The 16,307-nt window shown below is 51.1% G+C and carries 13 protein-coding genes and 1 pseudogene; 12 read left to right on the forward strand and 2 right to left on the reverse strand.

The window, feature by feature from the left end; genetic code table 11:
• Positions 1 to 194, forward strand: a 194-nt coding sequence (locus ACQ4N8_RS18295; protein ID WP_430705792.1) for a hypothetical protein, incomplete at its 5' end; no start/stop codon positions are given.
• 237 nt (positions 195 to 431) lie between these two features.
• Here the strand turns inward: ACQ4N8_RS18295 and ACQ4N8_RS18300 are convergent.
• Positions 432 to 1,847, reverse strand: a complete 1,416-nt coding sequence (locus ACQ4N8_RS18300) for a glycosyl hydrolase family 18 protein (RefSeq protein WP_430705793.1) — start codon at positions 1,845 to 1,847, stop codon at positions 432 to 434.
• 538 nt (positions 1,848 to 2,385) lie between these two features.
• On the opposite strand from ACQ4N8_RS18300, the gene ACQ4N8_RS18305 reads away from it, so the two are divergent.
• The 11 genes and pseudogenes from ACQ4N8_RS18305 to ACQ4N8_RS18355 all read left to right on the forward strand — a co-directional run bounded on the left by ACQ4N8_RS18305 (position 2,386) and on the right by ACQ4N8_RS18355 (position 15,697).
• On the forward strand, positions 2,386 to 2,721 hold the full coding sequence (locus ACQ4N8_RS18305; protein WP_430705794.1) for an antibiotic biosynthesis monooxygenase family protein: 336 nt from the start codon (positions 2,386 to 2,388) through the stop codon (positions 2,719 to 2,721).
• Between the two features lie 57 nt (positions 2,722 to 2,778).
• Positions 2,779 to 3,170: pseudogene (locus ACQ4N8_RS18310) on the forward strand (DinB family protein).
• 151 nt (positions 3,171 to 3,321) lie between these two features.
• Complete coding sequence (locus tag ACQ4N8_RS18315; RefSeq protein WP_430705795.1) at positions 3,322 to 4,953, forward strand: formate--tetrahydrofolate ligase; 1,632 nt, start codon at positions 3,322 to 3,324, stop codon at positions 4,951 to 4,953.
• Positions 4,954 to 5,050: 97 nt separating this feature from the next.
• On the forward strand, positions 5,051 to 6,232 hold the full coding sequence (locus ACQ4N8_RS18320; RefSeq protein WP_430705796.1) for a GNAT family N-acetyltransferase: 1,182 nt from the start codon (positions 5,051 to 5,053) through the stop codon (positions 6,230 to 6,232).
• A gap of 388 nt (positions 6,233 to 6,620) precedes the next feature.
• Complete coding sequence (locus ACQ4N8_RS18325; RefSeq protein WP_430705797.1) at positions 6,621 to 7,970, forward strand: extracellular solute-binding protein; 1,350 nt, start codon at positions 6,621 to 6,623, stop codon at positions 7,968 to 7,970.
• A 189-nt stretch (positions 7,971 to 8,159) separates the two neighbouring features.
• Positions 8,160 to 9,122: a carbohydrate ABC transporter permease gene (locus ACQ4N8_RS18330; RefSeq protein ID WP_430705798.1), complete on the forward strand. Its 963-nt coding sequence runs from the start codon at positions 8,160 to 8,162 to the stop codon at positions 9,120 to 9,122.
• The gene (locus ACQ4N8_RS18335; RefSeq protein WP_430705799.1) at positions 9,119 to 9,982 is read left to right on the forward strand and encodes a carbohydrate ABC transporter permease; all 864 of its coding nucleotides are present in this window, start codon (positions 9,119 to 9,121) and stop codon (positions 9,980 to 9,982) included. Before ACQ4N8_RS18330 ends, ACQ4N8_RS18335 begins: the two co-directional genes overlap by 4 nt.
• Before the next feature lie 90 nt (positions 9,983 to 10,072).
• Positions 10,073 to 11,815, forward strand: a complete 1,743-nt coding sequence (locus ACQ4N8_RS18340) for a cache domain-containing sensor histidine kinase (protein WP_430705800.1) — start codon at positions 10,073 to 10,075, stop codon at positions 11,813 to 11,815.
• A 12-nt stretch (positions 11,816 to 11,827) separates the two neighbouring features.
• Positions 11,828 to 13,177, forward strand: a complete 1,350-nt coding sequence (locus ACQ4N8_RS18345; RefSeq protein ID WP_430705801.1) for an ABC transporter substrate-binding protein — start codon at positions 11,828 to 11,830, stop codon at positions 13,175 to 13,177.
• An 18-nt stretch (positions 13,178 to 13,195) separates the two neighbouring features.
• The gene (locus ACQ4N8_RS18350) at positions 13,196 to 14,788 is read left to right on the forward strand and encodes a response regulator (RefSeq protein WP_430705802.1); all 1,593 of its coding nucleotides are present in this window, start codon (positions 13,196 to 13,198) and stop codon (positions 14,786 to 14,788) included.
• Between the two features lie 453 nt (positions 14,789 to 15,241).
• Positions 15,242 to 15,697 (forward strand): hypothetical protein, encoded by a 456-nt coding sequence (locus tag ACQ4N8_RS18355; RefSeq protein ID WP_430705803.1) that lies wholly within the window; start codon positions 15,242 to 15,244, stop codon positions 15,695 to 15,697.
• A 66-nt stretch (positions 15,698 to 15,763) separates the two neighbouring features.
• Here ACQ4N8_RS18355 and ACQ4N8_RS18360 read toward each other — a convergent pair whose 3' ends face one another.
• Complete coding sequence (locus ACQ4N8_RS18360) at positions 15,764 to 16,072, reverse strand: hypothetical protein (protein ID WP_430705804.1); 309 nt, start codon at positions 16,070 to 16,072, stop codon at positions 15,764 to 15,766.
• Between the last annotated feature and the right edge of the window lie 235 nt (positions 16,073 to 16,307).

The raw sequence follows: 16,307 nt of genomic DNA on the forward strand, positions 1-16,307 counted from the left end.
AGCCCTCCAGCGCCGATGGTACTTGGACCGAAGGGTCCTGGGAGAGTAGGACGCCGCCAAGCAAAGAAGAAAGAGCACTGCCGTTTATTCGGCGGTGCTTTTTTGTGTGCGAAGAAAAAACTGCAAAAGTGCAGGCTTTTTGGGGGCGTGGGGGCATAATGAGCCAAAACCTGCAAAAGCGCAGGTATTTTTAGGGTTATGGGGCTAAAGTGAGAAATGGGCTCCCAAAGCCTACCTTTTTGCAGGTTTTTGCTCAAAGGCCCTTGAATTAGGCGCTCGCTTTAAGAACCAGGTAAGCACGGATTGTAATTTCCGTCCATCCTATCTCCATTAAGGGCATCCATAGGGTAAATACAGGGCCTTCAGTTCTACTGTCCGAGTAGAATTGAAGGCCCTTGCCCTTGATGCGCATCAAATACTTTGGCTTATTCTTATTGACTGTAAGCCCTTACAGTATTGCCGATGGCCTGCAGTAAGCTTTTGCCGGAATCCGTAGTATCCTGAGTCAACTCCCAGGCCATAATGCCTCCAAGTTGCTCTAGCGCATATTGTGTCTTTTTCTGAATGGTTGGAATTCCGTTATAATAGGCTTCCATCCCGTTGATCATAGAAATGTCAGTGTTATAGGCATTGGGATTGGCTTGCAAAATGGCAGCATAGGAAGCCCAGGAAGGTCTGCCGTAGAAAGGAACGCCCAAAACGACTTTATCCGCTGGCATTTTTCTCGTTTCCTTCCAATACTTGCCGCAAAGCACAGCGAAGTCATAGGTGGAGTGCCTATTCCCGTCGCCTCCGTCATAGGCCATGACATTAAACCAGTCCACGGCACGGATAACCTTATCGGTGTGGGCCGCCGAATCCCAATAAACCACTCCTTCCGGCGTTACACCGCTGAGGACGGCTGAGGTTAGGAGCATATTTTGCTTTTTAAGCTCCGTGCTTAAATACACCATAAGATCCTCATACTGCTGCTTGCTTGAGCCGTCGGTTCTTGGGTGCTCCCAGTCCATATCTACGCCGTCAAACCCGTATTGCTTGGCCATCGCGATGATGGCATTGCCGAATTTCTTAATCTTTTCCGGCGAATTGGTCGCCGCCATGAAGGTGTTCTCCAGAGGAGTTCCGTTGTAAGACCAGCCGCCTACCGCAAGCAGCACTTTCACGCCATTGGCATGAGCCGTCTGAATAATTTGACTGGCGGCATCGGTATTCTCCAGCGGAAGAAGCGAGCCTTCACTGGTTGGAATGGCAAACGCATAATTAATATGAGTCAGGTTATGATATTGAATCATGTTAATCTTGCCAGGCTCCCAGCTAGGGTAGTATCCCACAACTTTGAAGCCGCTTGGGATGGGATCGGTTGGATCTGTGGGGTCCGTCGGATTGGTTGGATCGGTCGGGTTTGGATTGCCCGCCAGCAGCTCCCAAACGGCAGCCACACCAGGTATTTCCCCCAAAGTCCACCATTTGGCTTTGTACAGTTGACCATTGTAAGCAACGGTGTCTCCGCCAATGTAGGCTTTAGCGCTGTCCCATGCCGGATAGGTGCCATCGGATGGCGTAATCAATTCCCAGACCACTGATGTACCGGGGGCATCCCCCTGTGTCCACCATTTGGCCTTATAATCCTGACCGTTATAGGATACGATGTCTCCGCCAATATAGGCTTTAGCGCTATCCCATGCAGGATAGGTGCTGGCCAGTACGACCCGGCTAGTGTCCAGTTCAATCGCAGGATCGCCGGCAGCCGCCTGGGATGATTGCACATCAAACAAAAATGGAGTGAAAAGGGTAATCAATAGTGCCAATACAGCCAGAAAAGAAAATTTCTTCCTATGATTTTGCATTATGATTCAGTCCTCTCTTAGAAATAGAATAATCTAACGATAGTTCCTTCGGATCTCCAACATCCGGTAAGCGGCTTGTCCGTTCACGCCATCGTAGCAAAAGCCAGTGGCCACCCGTCACTCCATTGTCCGTTAGCCGAGTTTATGCCGATAACTCCCCATCATGTCAAACAAAGGGGAATGGACGGTTCACTCCTTTCTGTCGGATTGTATAATTTGCCTTAAAATCTAGTGAATTTATTTTTGCTATTTTGTAAAATACAGGCAAAATATACACTTTATACTTTGCTTAGAATGTTAGGTATTGTCAATGGCATTTGGTTATTTATCATATATTTGTAAAAGTTTAGACTATGAATATTCGCACAGTATCCCAGTCACTTCATATATGGGGGCCGATGGCGTCTTTGAGCTAATGGTCTAGGGTAGAATCAGGATGAGCAGAGATGCTTATCCTTTTTTTTGCAAGGAATTAGAGCACACAGTGCCGAATAAAAATAGGTGTAAAGGCGGCAAACATCAAAATAGGAGGATTTGTATGAGCGGTATTGCCCAAACGCCAGAACCACCTTACTATGCGGTGATTTTCTCTTCCGAACGGACGGAAGGGGATCATGGTTATGCTGAAATGGCTGATGAACTGGTGAAGCTTGCCTCAATCCAACCCGGATTTTTGGGAGTAGAAAGCGCGAGGGAAGGTTTAGGCATCACGGTGTCTTATTGGGATTCTCTCGAAGCTATTCAAAAATGGAAACAAAACGAGAGACATCTCATTGCCCAACGCAAGGGAATGTCGGAATGGTATCTCCAGTATAAAACGAGAGTGTGCAAAGTCGAGCGGGATTACGGATATGAAGCAGCAAGTAAGATTTGAATCCTTACTTCAGGCAGGAAGTTATAAATCGAATCTATGAATGAAAGGGGAACCGGCATGGAAAAACGGCACGAAGTACTGTTCGAACAGCTGAGAACATACAGGAACGAATTGCTTGAAACGGTGGAGGGGATCTCGGAAGAGGAGGCGGACTTCATCCCCGAGGGGTTCAACAACAATATCCGCTGCCGGCACATTTCACCCCGGGAACCCCTACGCTGCAGGAATTGATTTCGTTTCTGAAACAACAACCCGACATCATTTTCGAACAAAACCGGTATCGCTTGGAACAGGAGTTCCCGCCAACCGAAATGGGCATGCATACGATCGAACAAGTGCTGGTCAGAACGATTTTTCATGAAGGATTGCATATTGGGGCAATTCAGGCCATCAAGCGCCAGCTTCGCGCTAACGCTGTTCATCGGATTCCTTCCGCCCCTCCACTTTGAAAATGCCGCGCCACAAAAATACTGTCTCCCCACGGCGTACGATTTCCGTCACGCATATTCCCCTCTATTTCATGTACAATAAGAATTGAAATTTTCAATAGGATTTCCATATGAGTTGCAAGAATGAGATGGCTGGAGGTAGCTAACGGGAATGAAGCCGATTATAGAGGTGGCCGAATCGTTTGGTATTGCGGAAAAATATGTGGAGTTGTACGGCCGTTACAAGAGCAAGCTGGATTTAAGCCTGCGCCAGGATTTGCAGGACCGGCCCGACGGCAAACTGGTGCTGGTGACGGCGATGAATCCGACGCCGGCCGGGGAAGGCAAAACGTTAACGACGATCGGGCTGGCTCAGGCGCTGAACGCGATCGGCGTACCGACGATCGCCGCGCTGAGGGAGCCGTCGCTAGGGCCGTGCTTCGGCATGAAGGGCGGTGCGACGGGCGGCAATAAGGCGCAACTTATGCCGTCCGAGGACATTAATTTACATTTTACCGGGGATTTGCACGCGATTACCTCGGCGCATAACCTGCTTGCCGCGATGATCGACAATCATATTTTTCAAGGGAACGCATTGCAAATAGACACCAACCGGATATTGTGGAAACGCGCGATGGACATGAACGACCGGAGCTTGCGGCAAATCGTCGTCGGACTCGGCGAAGGGAACGGGAGCGTGCATGAATCCGGGTTTATGATCACGACGGCCTCCGAGGTGATGGCGGTGCTGTGCCTCAGCGAAGATGCGCGGGATCTCAAGGAGCGTTTGGGGCGCATGGTCGTGGCTTACAGTATGACCGGCGAGGCGGTGACCGCGTCGCAAATCGGTGCCGTGGACGCGATGACCGTACTCCTGAAGGAGGCGCTCAAGCCGAACCTGGTGCAAACGGCAGAGGGAACGCCGGCGATGGTGCACGGCGGGCCGTTCGCCAATATCGCCCACGGCTGCAGCAGCGTCATCGGCACGAAAACCGCGCTGAAGCTGGCCGATATCGTCGTCACCGAAGCGGGATTCGGGGCCGACCTTGGCGCCGAGAAGTTCTTCGACATCAAATGCCGGCAAGCCGGGTTAAAACCGGATGCGGCCGTCCTGGTCGTCACGATCAAGGCTTTGAAATATAACGGCGGAATCCGGAAAACGGAGCTGGACAAGCCGAATCCCGGGGCGCTTCAGGCCGGAATGGCCAACATGAGGCGCCATCTGGAGAACCTCCGCAAATTCGGGGTGCCGGCGATGGTGGCGATCAACCATTTTACCGGCGATGCGGAAGAGGAAATCTCGCTGGTGAAAGAGGAGTGCGGCCGGTTGGGCGTGAAGGCGGAGCTTTCCGACGTGTGGGCCAGGGGCAGCGAAGGCGGGATCGAGATGGCGACTACGCTGCGCAGCATGCTGCAGCAGGAAACCTCCCGCTATGCGCCGCTGTATGCCGACGAGTTGGACGTGAAGTCGAAGATCGAAACGGTCGTGCGGGAAATCTACCGCGGCGCCGGCATTAAGCTGAACGCCAAAGCGGAAGCTAAAATGCTGGAACTTGAGCGTCAGGGCTTCGGCCGCCTGCCGGTTTGCATGGCGAAGACGCCGTACTCTTTTTCCGATCAAGCGGGCTTGCTGGGAGCGCCCGAGGATTTCATCGTGCAGGTCAAGGACATTGCCTTGTCCGCGGGAGCCGGCTTCATCGTCGTGCAGACCGGCAATATCGTCACGATGCCCGGACTTCCGAAAACCCCGGCGGCGGAGCGGATCCATCTCGACGAAAGCGGCGAAGTGGCCGGTTTGCTCTAAGTCGTTCCAATTGACACCTCAGGTAATTTCTGACACACTCTTCATAGAAATTCCGCATCAACCGCGGAAGCGAATTCTATGAAAAAGAGGTGGACTTGTGGATATCAGACAATTAACGCCCGGGGAGTATGACGTCAGCCTAAATTTATCCGAATATGCGTTTCAGTATAAGCTTTCGCCGGAAGACCGCGAGAAAAATCGGGCTTCGTTCAAGCCCGAACGGTTCTGGGGAGCGTTCGAGGACGGCGAGCTGCTGGCGAAGCTGACGTTGCTGCCGCTGCAGCTGTACGTCCAGGGGCGTTCCTTTCAGATGGGAGGCATTGCCGGCGTGGCGACCTGGCCGGAGAAGCGGCGGAGCGGACTCGTCGGCCGGCTGCTGGCGACGGCGCTGAACCGCATGAATGAGCAAGGGCAAATCCTGTCTTGTTTGCATCCCTTCTCCATCCCTTTTTACCGGAAATTCGGCTGGGAAGTATACACGGATTATAAGAAGTACACCCTCAACGTGGATAATTTCCCTTCCAAAACTCGGGTTCCCGGCACCGTCAAACGGGACGTGAAGGACATCGAGCTGCTGGACGGCATCTATCATGCGTTTGCTCGGCGCTACAACGGGACCCTTGTCCGGGACGCGGATTGGTGGAAGCAGAGCGTGCTCGGCGACGAGGACCATACCGCCGTGTATTTTTCCGAGGCCGGGGAACCGGAGGGCTACGTTCTCTATCAGGTGAAAAATGGCGAGCTCCTGGTCGACGAATTCGTCTTCTTGAACGAAACGGCGCGCCAAGGCTTATGGACGTATCTGGCCAACCACGACTCGATGGTGAAACAGGCGATTATCAATCATGTGCCGGCCGACGATCTGCTGCCGTACATGCTGCGCGACCCGCGCTGCAAGCAGGAGACCGTGCCTTACTTCATGGCCCGGATCGTGAATGCGGCGGCGTTTGTCCGCGAATATCCGTTTAACGCTGCGGCGGCGCAAACAACCCGCATCAACCTGCAAATCCAAGATGGATTCGCCCCTTGGAACGAGGGCCAATGGCTGCTTGAGGTCTCCCCGGAAGGAGCAGGGATGCTGAATCCCGCGGAGTCTGCTCCAGGGGAAGGCATCCCCGGGCTGACCTGTGACATTCAAACGCTGACGGCCATGCTGCTGGGATACAAACGGCCGCGGGAGATGTTCGCATACGGCAAGCTAAGCGGTTCGGAAGCCGACGCAGAGACGCTAGAGCGGCTGATTCCCGTTAGCAAAACGGCTTTGCTGGACTTTTTCTGAACCTTATATAACCGGACGCTAATGGCCGATCCTTCGCTTGCTTAAGCGGAGGACCGGCTTTTTTTGTGCTAGGGGCAGGCGTGATGATCGTATTGCGGCTGTGGCTCTAACGAACCGTGGAAATGCTGAACAGCTCCAAATAAGCACTCCGGAATTTGTGACGAACTGTGGTAACCTTATTAACCGAAAAACGGCTCCCAAAGCACCGTATTTGAGCCAATTAGCGATATCAGGATTCGTTACATCAAGACACGTCCGGAAAATGAGAGATTAGCAATATCGGAATAATTCCAACCACAAATCGCAAGTTTGCCTCCTCAAAAAATGTATCCGTTTTCGTTAGACTGAAAATGTAAAATACGGAATACGGAAAGGGGTACATTTTGCAATGAAGAGAACAAAACCGTGGGCTCTCGTGCTGGTTGCTGCCATGATGATTTCTTTATTGGCTGCTTGCGGCGGGGGCAACAATGCGGCAAATAACGGCGGAGCGGGCGCTCCGGCCACAACCAACGAAAGCGAAGGCGCCTCCAACGCCGGAACCGAACCGGCCGAGAAGGTCGAGCTGACGTTCTGGTCGCTGGGCACGACCAACTATGAAGACCTCGCCAAGGAATATACGGCGGAGCATCCGAACATTACGTTCAAGTTCCAAAACACGTCGGACCAAACGGCGCATCACAACAACCTGACGACGGCTTTGTCCGCAGGCTCGGGCGCGCCAGACATCTTCATGTTGGAAATCGCCTTCATGGAACGGTTCATTAACGCGCAAGACAAGTTTTACAACCTGTACGATCTTGGCGCAAAAGATATCGAGAGCAACTATCTCGATTGGAAATGGAAACAAGCGACTTCGATCGACGGCTCCTTCCAGCTCGGCCTGCCTACCGATATCGGCCCGACGGTTGTCTACTACCGCACGGACCTGGCGGAACAAGCCGGACTCCCTACCGATCCGGACGGCTTCAGCGCCGCGATCGATACATGGGATAAATTCGCTACGGTAGCGAAGCAGTTCAAAGACAAAACCGGCAAACCGTTTGCCGATTTGACGGACCTGGTTTACAACGGTTTGCGCGACCAATCGCCTGACCAAATCTACTTCAACAAAGAGGACGGCGCTTTCATCGGCGATACGAATCCTCAAGTGAAGAAAGCTTACGACTTTACGGTAAGAGGCATTCAAGAAGGCTGGATCGGCAACTGGATCCTGTGGTCTCCCGAATGGCAAAACGCGATCAACCAAGGCGATTTCGGCGTAATGCTCGGCCCGGCTTGGATCGCAGGTACGATTCGCAACGCCAAAGACTCCGCAGGGAAATGGCAAATCGCCCAGCTTCCCGAAGGTGCCGGCAACTGGGGCGGTTCCTTCCTGACGCTGCCGAAAGAAGGCAAACATTCGAAAGAAGCTTTTGAATTCATCTCCTGGCTCGTGAACAAAGAGAACCAGTTGAAATCGTTCAAAGACAGCGGCTTGTTCCCATCGATTCCGGCCGTGTACGACGAACCGGCATTCAGCGAAACCAAGGACGAATTCTTCAGCGGCCAAGTCATTGCCGAGGCGTACGCCAAATCGGCGGAACGCGTTAAACCGGTCTACTACGGACCGCTGCATGACCAAGTCGATACGATCATCAAAAACGCGCTCAAAAACGTGCTTGAGAAAAAAGCGGATCCGCAAAAAGAATGGGACGACGCTATGAAACAAGCCAAAACATTGGTTGAGCGCAGCTAAGGCTGGCTTGACATAAATCCGCTCGAATGGAGCGGGCATGATATCCATTTACCTATCCGGATTCGCAAGGAGAAGCCATTCTTCTTGCGAATTTGGATTTGCCTTAGCATGCTTAGCATGAATATTCAAAAAGTCAGGTTTGAAGCACTGAATGACTTTTTGAATTACCTATATCTTGGAGGTGCGTCCATGGCGGACACAGCAGCTACAACAAGCCCGTTCCAGCCCGTTCCAAAGAAAAAGCCGTACTGGAACGAGACGAGGCGGAGCCGGCTTACGGCGTACACATTCATTTCGCCTTTCTTTATATTGTTTGCCATTTTCGGCTTGTATCCGATCCTGTTTACGATTTACTTGTCTTTCTTCAAATGGGACGCGCTCGGCCCGATGAAGTACGTCGGTTTCAAAAACTATGAGCTGATCACGACCGATCCGACGTTTTGGATCTCTTTCAGCAATACGCTGATAATGGGCCTTATGGGCACGCTGCCGCAGTTGATCGTGGCGCTGTTCGTGGCGGTTATGCTCAACTCGGCCCTGAACAAATACAAGAATACGTTTCGCGTTTTGTATTTCATGCCTAACATCACCTCGATCGTCGCCGTAACGCTCGTGTTCAGCACGATGTTCGGCAACAACGGGATGGTGAACTGGGTCCTGAACAGCTTCGGCCTCGAAAGCGTGCCGTTCAACTCGGGCTGGTGGGGCGTGAAAATCGCCATCTCCACGATGGTCATGTGGCGTTGGATGGGGTACAACGCGATCATCTTCCTGTCCGGCCTGCAAAGCATTCCGACCGATATTTACGAGGCTGCCCGCATCGACGGTGCCAACCGCCGGCAGCAGTTGATCTACATTACGCTGCCGCTTCTCCGGCCATTTATCCTCTTCGTTACGCTGGTATCCACCATCGGTGCCCTGCAGCTGTTTACTGAACCGTATGTGTTCCTCGGCCAATCGGGTACGGGCTCCACGCGTCAGGAAGGGGTCACCATGGTTACGTATCTGTACAATGAGGCGTTCAAGAACGGATTCTTCGGAACGGCTGCCGCAACAGCGGTGTTGTTGTTTGCCGCCACGATTATTTTTTCGCTCCTTAATATGCTGCTGTCAAGCCGTATGGGCGGAGATACAGGAGGGAAGAAGGCATGAGTACCGCTGTCATGAAAAAAAGAAAACCCGACGACCCGGGCGTCGTAGCCAAAACTTTGTTCTATCTAGCCATGATCGTTGGCGCTATTCTTTCTGTGTTCCCGTTCTACTGGATGTTTGTCGTAGCGACGAACGAGAAGGATGCGGCTTTCCATATTCCGCCGCTCTTGACGCCGGGACTGGAGTTCTTCAACAACTTCGAACGCGTGCTGGAACGGACGGAATTTTTCCGGGCGATGTTCAACTCGATCGTCGTCTCGTCGGCGGTAACCGTGTCCGTCGTATTCTTAAGTACGCTGGCGGGTTATGCTTTCGCCAAATACGAATTTCCGTTGAAAAAGACGCTGTTCGTATTCGTTATCGCCACGATGCTCGTCCCTGCGCAGCTTAGCGTGCTGCCCCAGTATGTGATTATGGCCAAGCTGCATTGGATCGACAGCTATAAAGCGCTCATCGTTCCGGCGATGGTGAACGCGTTCGGTATTTTCTGGATGCGGCAGTACATTACTTCGGCCGTCCATTCGGAACTGATCGAGGCGGGGCGGATCGACGGAGGCGGGCATTTCCGCATTTTCTGGAGCATCGCGATGCCGGTCGTTACGCCGGCGATGGCTACGCTGGGCATTTTGAACTTCATGAACGTATGGAACGACTTCTTCTGGCCGCTGGTCGTGTTGAAAAACAAGGAGAACTATACGCTTCAGTTGGCCCTGCAGCAGTTGTTCACCAACAAGGACGGCCTCGACTTCGGGATGATCATGTCGGCAACCTTTACGGCGACTTTGCCGTTATTGATCGTGTTCCTGCTGTTCAGCCGCTGGGTCATCGCCGGTCTGACCTCGGGCGCGATCAAGAGTTAAATACGAATACGATCTTTATATCAATAGCAAAGGAATATCCAACATGACGAAGAATAATAGAGTGAGGAGATGCTTAGGAGGACGCCCGTTATGAAGCTCCGTCGAAAAATCTTGCTGGCTATTATTCTTCTTGTGTTTATTCCCGTTATCTTGATGGGTTCCATATCGTATTACAGTTTCTCGAACGCGATGGAGAATAAGTCGAGCAATTTCTATTGGGTTTCGCTGCTCGAAACCGATCGCAAGCTGAAGTTTGCGCTAAACGAAGTCACGACGGTGTCCAATTCGGCGATTACGCAGCCGCTGATTCAGAAGCTGGTCAAGCAGCCGAATTTTTCCGTGACTTATGAGCAAAGGCAAGACATCAACAACCTGATCAATCATCCGATGATTACTTCCTTCGGGTTGTACTCCAAGGAGAAATTGCAATACCAATTCAATGAGGCGATGTCCTTTGAGGACTTGGGGAAGCAAAGCTGGTATGGAGCGATGAAAGCCGCCGAAGGACGCCCGGTCTGGGTAGGTCCCGGCGAGAACGGGTCCGCTTCCATGGGGAAACCGGTTTTGATTCAAGCCCGCCTGATTAAGGACTATTACTCGCTGGAGGATATCGGCGCTTTGGTGATCTCGGTGAAGCCCGATATTTTGGATCAAGTGTTTTGGGACGCCGCCACGTTGAAACAGGGGGATATTCTGCTCGTTAACAAACAGGGGAATATCGTATTCGACAAGTCCGGCGAGCATATTGGGGAACGGACGGAGTTTCCTTTCTTGACCGACGAGGATTCGGGCGGCAAAGGATACTACACCGACAAATACCAAGGCGAAAAGTCGCTGATTACCTATTTACCCTCGCACAACAAGGATTGGTATCTGGTGGCCATCACGCCGAGCAAGCTGATCGCTTCGGAATCGCTGTCGATCCGCAACATCGCGGTCGTGCTGGTGCTCGTGTCTTTAATATCGGCCTTTCTGTTCGACCGCTTCTTCGTGCGCCGGCTGGTTCGAAGCATTATCAGCGCGGTGAACGGGATGAAGCGGGTGCAGCAAGGGATTTTCGTGCCGATTACGTCCACCGTGCGGAGCGAAGACGAAACGGATTTGCTGGTTGACGGCTTTAACCGGATGAGCACGCAAATCACCGAGCTGATCGAGCAGGTGCAAACGGAGCAGGCGCGAAAGAAAGAAGTCGAGCTGCAGGCGCTGGTAGCCCAGATCAATCCGCATTTCATCTACAATTCATTGGAGTCGATCAATTCATTGGCGGTGCTCCAGGGCAATAAAGATATCAGCAAAATGGTCATATCCCTGGGCAAGCTGCTGCGGATCAGCATCAGCGAAAACCAGCAGTTGATCCCGCTATCCATGGAGATGGAGCATGTGCGGCATTATCTGGATATTCAGAAATTCCGCTTTGAAGATAAATTCGCCTATCATATTGAAATTCCCGAGTCGCTCAAGTATTTCAAAACCCAGAAGCTGATCGTCCAACCGATCGTGGAAAATGCGCTATACCATGCGATCGAGCCGATGGAGGATAGCGGGTTCATTTCCATTACGGCCAAAGAGGACGACCGGGATATTCTGATCGACGTCATGGATAACGGCCCGGGCTTCGATTCGGATAAGCTCATGCATTTGTGGAGCAAGGATTGGGGCAATTTGAAAAAGTACCGGGAGAACGGCGTGGGGCTCAAAAACGTGCACGAGCGGCTCCGTATCCGGTTTGGCGGCTATTACGGCATCATGATTTGTTCCTCCCCCGGCTACGGATCGATTATCCGCATCCGTATTCCGAAAATCCTACATGAGACCGCAACGGCCAAACGATAAGGGGGAGCATGCATGAAAAAGTGGTTTCTGAACTGGGGATGGATCGCCGTTTATGCGCTCGTGCTTGCCATCTCGGTACTGATTATCGCCGCGGACGGACATGAGCCGATCGAGGACAGCCAAACCGAGAAGATTACGCTCACGTTCCGCCATTTCTGGATCAAGGAGCATGACAGCCAGATGCTCGACATCGTCGAGGATGTCGTGGAGGAATTCCAGAAGTCGCACCCGAACGTCAAGGTGAATTTTGAAGGAATGGACCAAACCGTCCACCGCGAACAGAAGTTGAAAAGCGAAATGGTGACCGGTACGCCGCCGGATATGTTCGTGTTGTTCGGCGGGGCCGAAATCGAACCGTATGTCCGCTCCAACCGGCTGATGGATTTGACCGAATTCGTGGAGCAAAACGGACTCAAGGAAGAATTTCAGGATCTTCATTTGTGGACGTACGACGATCATATCTACGGCCTGCCGATCGAAGGAAATGCGGAGCCGCTTTATTACAATAAGGAAATCTTCCGCGAGCTTGGCCTTGAACCGCCGCAGACGCTGGAGGATTTGAACCGCGTCGTGCGCGTGCTCGGCGCGAGCAGAATCACGCCGTTTGCGCTGGGCAATGAGGAACGGTGGCCGGCGGCCATTTTCGCCCATTACCTGATGGACCGGTATGCCGGACCGGCGCTGATCAATGCGTTGGTGCAGGGCGAAGAGTCCCGGAACTTTCGAAACCCCGGCTATTTGCAAGCGTTCAAGCAGCTGGAATCTTGGATCGGGCAAGATGCCTTCAGCCTGCCGGCCAACGATCTGTCGACCGAAGAGGCCATCGAGCTGTTTACGGGCGGCAAAGCGGCGATGTACCTGAACGGGAACTGGGATATCAATTTGTTTCACAACGAGAAAGCTCCGGCCGATTTTCAGAATCAGGTCGGGGTCATCCCGTTTCCTTCCCTGGCGGAAGGCGGGAGCCAATCGATCGCCGGAGGATACACGATCGGGATCGGCTTGTCCTCCAATTTGGAGGAGGCCAAATGGGAAGCCGCCCAGGATTTGCTGAAGGTTTTTTACACGGAGGATATCCAGCGGCGCATCGTATATGAAGCATTACGGATTCCTTCGATGAAGATTACCTATGACTCGGATAAAACGGGGCCGGTGTTCGCCCAAGTCGTGGAATTGATGGAGCAAAGCCCCCAAAGTTTCGTACCTTACGATAACGTGCTCTCTCCGGAAGTCAACAAGACCTTTCTGAAGGTGCTGGAGGAAATGATCGGAGGGCGGGTCTCGCCCGAACAAGCGCTCGACCAGATTCAGCAAACGTCGGAGCAATATTGGCAGCTGCGAAGAAGCTCTCTGCCCAATTAATCGCCTGGAGGTGTCAATATGGTAGCTAAGGAGGAGAAATACCGGGTTATTCTCGTCGATGACGAGCCGGTCATTTTGCGGAGCCTGAAAGTTGCGGTTCCCTGGGAGGATTTGAACCTGGAGATCGTCGGGGAGGCGCGGAACGGCGAGAAGGCGCTGCAGCTCGTCCGCGAGCTGTCGCCGCATATGATCATCAGCGATATCCGCATGCCGGGCATCGACGGGATCACGCTGATGAAGGAAGTGCTGGCCGAAGACGCCAAAAGGCTGTTTATTTTTATCAGCGGGTACGGGGAATTCGAATACGCTCGCGAAGCGCTGCGGGAAGGCGCCTTCGACTATCTGCTGAAGCCGATCGACCATGACGAGCTGATCGAAATGATCCGGCGGGCCAAGAAGACGCTTGAGAAGCAGACGGAGAACGACAAGCTGCTGCATTCCGTGCAGGTGCTGTCGGTGCTGGCTAGAGAGCGGATGTTCGCCGAGTTCATCGAAGGCAATCAGAGCCAAAGCCCGATGCAGCATATGCGCTGGCTGGAGAACAGCGAGCTGTCGCAGGAATATTTCATGGCGGTGATCCAATTGGATCATTACCTGAAGCTGAACGAGCAGTGGACGCCGGAAGAGCGGCGTTTATGGCTGTTTGCGATTCGCAATATTCTGGGCGAATGGTCGGTGGCGCATGGCGCGCTGACCGTATTTCCTTTTCACGGCGGAGAATGGGTGCTGCTGTTCCCGAGTACGCTGAGCGATCAGAGGGAAGAGCTCGGGAATGACGTGATTCGCCAAGTCAAGCTGAACACGAAATTGTCCTGCTCCATCGGATTCAGCCAAACGGCGGCCGGCATGGAACAGTTAAGCGAGGCGTACCAAAGCGCGGCCAAAGCTTTATATCAACGGTTTTACAGCGACCGGGAAGGCGTGTTCGTCGACGATTCCGGCCTGGAGCCGGGCGCCCGCGAACTGAAATATCCGAAGCACCTGGAGGCGGCGCTGCTGGACAGCATACGGACGTTGAACCGGGAGCGGATGCTGGCCGCTTTTGACGAGACGAAGCTGTATATCGAGGGGCAGGCCTTTACCAAGGAGATTGCCGAGCGGATCATCGTGGAATTGACGGTGGTGCTGTACCGGCAATACGAGCATATGAATTTGCTGCTCGAATGGTCCTTGGAGGGATTGCTGCAGGAGCTGCACTCCATCGGCACGCTGAACGAAATGATCGGAACGTTGAAAGCCAATTTCGGCAAATGGATCAGCGAAAGCCGGGAGAACCAGTCCAAGGAGAACGTCCAAACGGTGATCGCCAAAACGCAGGAATACATTTTGAACAACTACCACAAGGACCTCAGCATCGAGGAGGTTTCCGAGCTGGCCGATCTGAGCATCAGCCATTTTTGCCTGCTGTTCAAGCAGGTGTCCGGGTATACGTTCCTCGAGTACCTGACCCAATGCCGGATCGAAAAGGCCAAATACATCCTGATGAACAGCCACGTCAAGGTATATCAAGTGGCTCCGATGGTCGGATATCAGGACCCGCGCTACTTCACCCAGGTGTTCAAGAAGGTCACCGGCATGACGCCGACCGAGTTCCGGGAGGAAGGGGCGTGAAGAACTAAATTACTTCAGGCCGGCAGTGGCTTCAATTGGAACCTAGAGAGATAATTGTCTCAATATTTGCAACTCAAAGTGAGGAGACATAGGTTGGCGGGTGTTTTAATCGATGAATTATCGTTTTCAAGTACTTTATTAGCGAACTATAATTATGGAGTATTTGCTGAATTGATGGATTTCAGCAATTTATACACAAAATTTGGATATAATAGGTATAACGTGGTAATATATGTATAGTGAAAATCACAGGTACTAAAGTAACTCTCTTCTATACTACTTCCAGCAACATTTTGTTGCCTAATTTATATGTAGTGAGGAGGTAGGCCATTTTCATATTCTATAGTATTGGATATAATGTAGTTTTTTCATTTTGTGCGAAATCCTATAGACTTAATTAATTATGAGTATTTAATAGTGTTAGAATCTTACTGTAGGATAGAGAGGTGTTCTATGAAAAAACGTTATAAATATATTACTTTGGGAATAATTTTAATTATATTAGTTGGTGTTGCCGCATTCTTTTATCAAAATTCAAAACATACTACATTTAACAAGGTGGTTCTTAATAAATTCAATGTAGAAGAAATAAGCTCATTGAATATTATTAGTCGATTATATGACTCTGTAGATGAAGATGAAATATCTTTATCTGACCAGAATCAAATCAATAAAATTGTAGATTATTTTTCACATCTTGATTTAAAAGAATCAAATTTATCAAACATCAGTTATACTGAGTCCTACTGGATAACCATAAGAGTTAATGAGAAGTTAGCGTTTGGATTAACCCTCTACGGTAACAGTTATATCAGTATTTTTGATTATAATAGAAATATAACTTCATCATACCAAATAACAAACAAGGTTGATCCCCCAGTAGTTATTCGGGAGTTATTCAAAAAGTAAGTTCTTTCAGGAGAGTAGGAAACGCAGCCCTTTACCCATTAAAGGGCTGCGTTTTCTCTATGAATATTACAATATTTGCCAACCTCCACTCTTTGAATGAACCCGAGTTACTACACCGTTGCCTGTGATGAATCGAACACCTGCTGTTTCGTACTCAATAAAAGGAAAGTTAACTTCTAGTAAATCAAAGTTTGGATTGTCAACTAAAAAGTCTTCGAGGTATCCCAAATGCCAATATCCATCATATACCATATCTTTGAGAATCTCTTTTTCGTTTGGAATCAAATCGGTAACAATGCCAAGCACAGCTGTTGCTAAACCAGTTGCCGTACTTTGAAGAAAAACGAGGCCTAATACAGTAGCGGATGCACTCAATACGTCTGCAAAAGTGCTAGAATCAGTAGGATTTACTATGCCCTTGTCATATATTTCCCTTTGTGCTCTTTCAGTTTTTTTGCTGCGTACTCCCTCGTAAATGCCATAAACTTATTCATCTCCTTTTGAAATTGTTGAGAGCTAGGCGCCTTTCTTGCTTCTCAACTATAAAGGGATTCTCAAGAGTTTCTTGAAAAATACCCTCATGGCTTTAAGTTATGAAACTGTAAAGGGG

Source organism: Paenibacillus macerans (assembly GCF_050565405.1).
GTDB lineage: Bacteria > Bacillota > Bacilli > Paenibacillales > Paenibacillaceae > Fontibacillus > Fontibacillus macerans_B.

Excerpts from the sequence above, each read along its gene's own strand:
- ACQ4N8_RS18355 (WP_430705803.1), top strand. The coding sequence starts at position 15,242 with ATGAAAAAACGTTATAAATATATTACTTTGGGAATAATTTTAATTATA.
- ACQ4N8_RS18350 (WP_430705802.1), top strand. The coding sequence starts at position 13,196 with ATGGTAGCTAAGGAGGAGAAATACCGGGTTATTCTCGTCGATGACGAG.
- ACQ4N8_RS18325 (WP_430705797.1), top strand. The coding sequence starts at position 6,621 with ATGAAGAGAACAAAACCGTGGGCTCTCGTGCTGGTTGCTGCCATGATG.
- ACQ4N8_RS18300 (WP_430705793.1), bottom strand. The coding sequence starts at position 1,847 with ATGCAAAATCATAGGAAGAAATTTTCTTTTCTGGCTGTATTGGCACTA.
- ACQ4N8_RS18340 (WP_430705800.1), top strand. The coding sequence starts at position 10,073 with ATGAAGCTCCGTCGAAAAATCTTGCTGGCTATTATTCTTCTTGTGTTT.
- ACQ4N8_RS18330 (WP_430705798.1), top strand. The coding sequence starts at position 8,160 with ATGGCGGACACAGCAGCTACAACAAGCCCGTTCCAGCCCGTTCCAAAG.
- ACQ4N8_RS18305 (WP_430705794.1), top strand. The coding sequence starts at position 2,386 with ATGAGCGGTATTGCCCAAACGCCAGAACCACCTTACTATGCGGTGATT.
- ACQ4N8_RS18345 (WP_430705801.1), top strand. The coding sequence starts at position 11,828 with ATGAAAAAGTGGTTTCTGAACTGGGGATGGATCGCCGTTTATGCGCTC.
- ACQ4N8_RS18315 (WP_430705795.1), top strand. The coding sequence starts at position 3,322 with ATGAAGCCGATTATAGAGGTGGCCGAATCGTTTGGTATTGCGGAAAAA.
- ACQ4N8_RS18335 (WP_430705799.1), top strand. The coding sequence starts at position 9,119 with ATGAGTACCGCTGTCATGAAAAAAAGAAAACCCGACGACCCGGGCGTC.